The following is a 5,912-nucleotide window of genomic DNA, read 5'->3' on the forward strand; positions in this document are numbered from 1 at the left end:
GCAAACTGAGGGTTTTGCCATGAGTGTTTCCGCGCGTTGTAATGATGTTGAACTCTGTTGGAGGAGGTTCTTATGAAAAAAAAATATTCCACACCAAATTTAATTAAAGTTGTCTCTCTTAGTACGGTAATGGCGACACTCTTATCGAGTGTTTCTCCTGTTTTTGCGGCGAATCTCTCAATAACAGGAGAGCTAGTTAGAAGCACAAGTGGTGCTAGTGTCATGTATCCGTATGGTAGTCATGGGAGTGTTGTTTTTGCTGGTGATGATGACTACTGTGGTGCAGACAATGTTATTGGTCGTGGTGGTAAACAACAGCAGGTAATTCCTGATACTGGACGAATAACTGCAGAGGAGCAATATAATAGATTTATTACTGATCAAGAGTTTAACAGTCGTCATCCTTATGGTACGACCACTGAAAAGGTTATTTGGACGGGTGATGGACACACGGCTAGGGCTGATGGTAGAGTTTTGGGTGGTTATATGGGGACATTTTCCACCAGTGGTTTTGCTAGCGCTATGCCTGAGGCTTACGGTGTTTATTCTTTTGCTACGGGGTGTGGGTCTGCAGCGACGGGTAATTATTCAACCGTTTTGGGTGCAGGTGCAACGGCGAAGGCTGGAGGAGCTCAAGCCTTTGGTGTTTCCGCACTTGCAAGTGGTAAAGCAGCTGTTGCTATGGGGGTTGGTTCAGAGGCATCGGGGGAATCTTCAGTTGCTATTGGAGGACTTGCAACTGCTTCTGGTGACAGTAGTATTGCTTTAGGTACAAAAGTTAAGGCAGAAAAGAGTTATACGATTGCTATAGGTACAGATGCTGAAGCTTTGGGGTCAGGTGCTATTGCAATAGGGGTCAGGCGCTCTGACAGAACCGAAGAAAATAATCCTAACAGAAAAGTAACAGCGAAGGGAGAAAACGCGATTGCTATAGGTACACATACCTATGCTGAAACGGAAGATTCTGTTGCTATTGGCGCAAATGCACAAGTAACGGTGTATGACGGTGTTGCTATCGGTGGTGGCTCGGTCTCTGATAGGAACAAGGGCGTTAAGGGGTATGACCCTTACCTTAATGGTGATTCGACAGAAACCGGTATGGCATGGAAAAGCACAGCAGGTGCTTTTAGCGTTGGTGAAGTTGGTGGTACTAGTAATGGTAACCTAACACGACAAATTACAGGGGTCGCTGCTGGAAGTGAAGATACCGATGCGGTAAACGTGGCGCAACTAAAAGCTATGAGAGATGTCATAGCAGGGGCAGGGGGTTGGAAACTTTCTGCTAACGATACAGATCCTACAGACGTGAATCCAAGCAATACCGTAGATTTTTCAGTGAAAAATAGTGAAGTAGGAAAAGATAACTTAAAGATTGCAAAAAAAACTGAAGATACTAAGCATAAAATTGAATTTACTTTGAGTGATATTCTCAAACTTACAAGCGTCACCACAGGCCAAAGCACGATGAGTGATGATGGTTTTATTATTGATAATGGTCCAATGATGACTATTGATGGTATTGATGCGGCCAAGCAAAAGATCACAAACGTAGCAGATGGGTCTGAACCTAACGATGCAGTGAATTATAAGCAGTTGCAAGAGGTGAAAAACGCGAACAAAACGAGTTGGCAGCTTGCTGTTAACGGTGGAAATGCTACGGCTATTGGTCCAAATGGTACAGTAAATTTTCAGTCAGCTGACAATAAAGGTACAAAAAATATCAAGATCGAAAAAGATAATGATCACAATGTCACATTTGATCTAGCTGATGATATTCAGGTAATGACTGTCACAGCAGGAGAAAGCGTTATGAGTGCTGTTGGCTTTGGGTTTACTGATGGTAATGGACCGAGCATAACTGTTAATGGTATTCATGCTGGTGATAAAACGATTAAAGGAGTAGCGGCAGGGGAAGAAGATACTGATGCTGTAAATTATAAGCAGTTGACAGAGGTAAGAACACTTGCTGAAGCAGGCTGGAAACTTTCTGTTGATGGGAACAATGCTACAGATGTTAAAGCTGGGAGTACAGTAGATCTTATTGCGGCTGTGGGTGAAGACGGTAGCAAAAATATAAAAATTGCAAAAGACAGTAATCAAGTTACATTTTCTCTGAATGATACTCTTAAGTTGACGAGTGTTACGACAGGGAACAGCATTATGAGCAACGATGGCTTTACGTTTATTGATGGTAATGGACCAAGCATAACTTTAAATGGTATTAATGCTGGTGATAAAAAAATTACAGGAGTAGCTAAGGGGGCAGAAGAAACCGATGCTGTAAATTATAAGCAGTTGACAGAGGTAAGAACACTTGCAGAAAATGGCTGGAAACTTTCTGTTGATGGTAATAATGCTACAGATGTTAAAGCTGGGAGTACAGTAGATTTTGTTGCTGGTGAAAATGAAGATGGTAGCAAAAATATAAAAATTGCAAAAGACAGTAATCAAGTTACATTTTCTCTGAATGATACTCTTAAGCTCACGAGTGTCACGACAGGCAACAGCATTATGAGCAACGATGGCTTTAAGTTTGTTGATGGAGGACCAAGCATAACTGTGAAAGGTATTGATGCTGGTAGCAAAAAGATTACAAAAGTGAAAGCTGGTACTGATGATACTGATGCAGTAAATTATAAACAGCTGAAAGACTTTACAGCGGGGATGGAAACGGGCTGGAAGCTTTCTGTTGATGGTGATAATGCTACAGATGTTGAAGCAGGAAGTACAGTAAAGTTTGTTGCAGTTAAGCATAAAGACGATGATAATAATGAGAGTGAGAACACAAATATAAAAATTACCAGAGGTGATAACAATGAAGTAAAGTTTGATTTAAGCGAATATATTAAAGTTGGTCGTGTAGAAACAGGGGATAGCAGAATGAGTAATGCCGGTTTCATGATCAAAGATGGCCCAAGAATGACCAAGGGTGGTATTCATGCCGCCAATACAAAAATTACAGGAGTCGCAGATGGTAGCAATGAGCATGATGCTGTTAACCTTTCACAATTATATAAAATGAAGTTTGAGATAGAAGACAATAGTCTTGTTAAATGGAGTAAAAGTAAAAAAAATATTACCATTGGTGCTGAAAAAGAAGGTATCGAAATCAATATTGCGAACTCTGAAGGCAGAGATCGAATTATTTCTGGCGTTGCAGTTGGAAAAGTCAGTTCCGATTCAACAGAAGCAATAAATGGCCATCAACTGTTTAATTATATTACTAATATAGTAGATTTTTTTGGTGGTGAGGAGACAGATATACTTAATGGTATCAAACCAACATTTACTGTTCAGAATACAAAACACGACAATGTAATGGATGCTTTCGCTGCTGTTGATACTTCTATCACAGATATTTATAGTCAGATTAATAATGTAACAGAAAACAGTCTTGTTAAATGGAAAGAAGATCAGAAGCTTATTACCATTGGTAAAGAAAAAGGCGGTACGAAAATTGATATTACAGGTACTGAGGGAGAGCGAACCATTGCAGGTGTGAAAAATGGAAAGATTTCAGAAGATTCAACAGAAGCGATAAATGGTAGTCAGGTCACAAAGATATCTGGAGATGTTGCAAAATTCTTTGGTGGGGATGCAGCATTTCAGGATGGTGCTTTTATAGGCCCTAGATATAATCTATCTAAAGTATCTGCAGATGGTAGCGTAGAACAGAAAACCTTTAAAAATGTTGGTGATGCTTTGACAGAGCTTGATGCAAATGTCAAAAATGTGAATAGTCGTATAAAGTATGTAGATAATAAATTTGATAAGTTCTCTCAAGATGCTTTGCTTTGGGATGATGGTAAACAAGCATTTGCTGCACGTCATGAAAAAGACGGACGTAAAACAGATAGTAAGATTACTTACCTTTTAAATGGTGATATTTCAGAAGAGTCAACAGACGCAATCAATGGTTCCCAAATTCATTCTATGGGCAGTGACATTGCAAAATTCTTTGGTGGTAATACCTCGTTTGAAAATGGTATTTTTGTTGGACCACAGTATAATTTATCTACCGTTTCTGCAGATGGTAAGGTAGAACAGAAAATCTTTGACAATGTTGGTGAGGCTCTTGAAGGACTTGATGTAAATGTCAAAAATGTGAATAAACATATACAATATGTAGACAAGAAATTTGATGATAAATTTGATAAATTTTCTCAAGACGCGTTACTTTGGAGTGAAGAGGAGCAAGCGTTTGTTGCACTTCATGAAAAAGACGGACGTAAAACAGATAGTAAGATTAAGTTCCTTGCGGATGGTGATATTTCAGGAGATTCAACAGATGCAATAAATGGTTCTCAACTTTATAAGATGGGCGATAAGATTGCAAATTATTTTGGCGGTGGTGCTCGCTATGAGAATGGAGAGTGGAGCGAACCTACTTTCAAAGTTTCTCAGCGTAATGAGGATGGCACTATTGTTGAGAAAAAGCATCATAATGTCGCTGATGCTTTTGAAGGTGTCGATAATTCTATTACGGATATCTATAATCAGATTAACAATGTAACAGAAAATAGCCTTGTAAAACAGGAGGGAGAAGATGGTCTTATTACAGTTGGTAAGGCGACAGGTGGTGCTAAAATAAGCATTGCAAATAAAGATAATCAAGAGAGAACACTTTCTGGTGTAAAAGATGGAGAACTTTCTCAAACATCTACTGAAGCAGTAAATGGTTCACAGCTTTTTGCTACGAATGAGAAGGTTACAACTGTTACTGATAATCTTAAAACAGTCGCTCAAAATACATCGAAATATTTTGGTGGTAGTACAGATGTATTGAACGGTATAGAACCAGCTTTCCTTATTCAGGGGGAGGCCTATCATAATGTTACGGAAGCGTTTACAGGTGTTAATACTTCTATCACAAATATTGATAATAAGATTTCCGAAGTGGTAAAAAATAGTCTTGTTAAGCAAGACGGAGTTTCTGCTCCTATCACTATTGGTAAGGATACAGCTGGTACTGAAATCAATATTGCGGGATATGCTGGTGTAGCGCGTTCTATTTCTGGTGTTAAGGCAGCAGAGAAGGGTGATGAAGCTGTTAACAAAGACCAACTTGATAAAAGCATAGATAAGATTTCTAAAGATATTGATACAGTAACTGCAGCAGCAGTTCTCTACGATAAAGGTGAAAATGGCAATGTTAATTACAGTAGTGTAACTTTAGGTGGCGATAAGAGCAATGGGCCAGTTGCTCTCCTGAATGTTAAAGATGGTGCAATTTCCCAGGATTCTCGTGATGCAATCAATGGTAGCCAGATTAATAAAATATCAGGAGATATTGCAAATTACTTTGGTGGTGGTGCCTCATTCGAAAATGGTGCTTTTAAACAACCAAAATATAGCTTATCTACCATTGTTGAAGATGGCCAAGTAGCAAAAGTTAACTATTATAATGTTGGTGATGCTTTGACGGGGCTTGATGCGAATGTCAAAAGTGTGAATCAGCGCTTAACGAATGTATCCAATGAGTTTAATCAGAAAATTGAAGGTATCACGAAAGATGCTTTATTGTGGGATGATGAAGAAGGAGCATTTGTTGCACGTCATGAAAAAGATGGGCAGAAGACAAAGAGCAAATTGAAGTATCTTTTGGATGGTGAGATTGCCGAAGGTTCAACGGATGCCATTACAGGGAACCAGCTTTATCTCATGAGCAATAAGCTTGCTAATTATTTCGGTGGTGGTGCTAAATATGCGAATGGTCAATGGACAGACCCTACCTTCAAGATTTCTAAAGTCGATGAGAATGGCAATACTGCTGAGAAAGAGCACCATAATGTCGCTGATGCTTTTGGTGATATTAATACGGGGATGTCAAATATTAATAACCGTATTAATGATGTCATCAACAAGGTTGATTCAGATGTTCTACACTGGAATAAGGAGAAAGGAGCCTATGA

Annotated in this window: 1 protein-coding gene; it reads left to right on the forward strand. The window is 39.2% G+C overall.

What is annotated here, in order from left to right; genetic code table 11:
* Positions 1 to 72: 72 nt before the first annotated feature.
* Positions 73 to 5,912, forward strand: a 5,840-nt coding sequence (locus ACFIO3_RS07470; RefSeq protein ID WP_375704266.1) for a hypothetical protein, incomplete at its 3' end; no start/stop codon positions are given.

The sequence above is a fragment of the Bartonella sp. AD328YNZD genome (assembly GCF_042196425.1).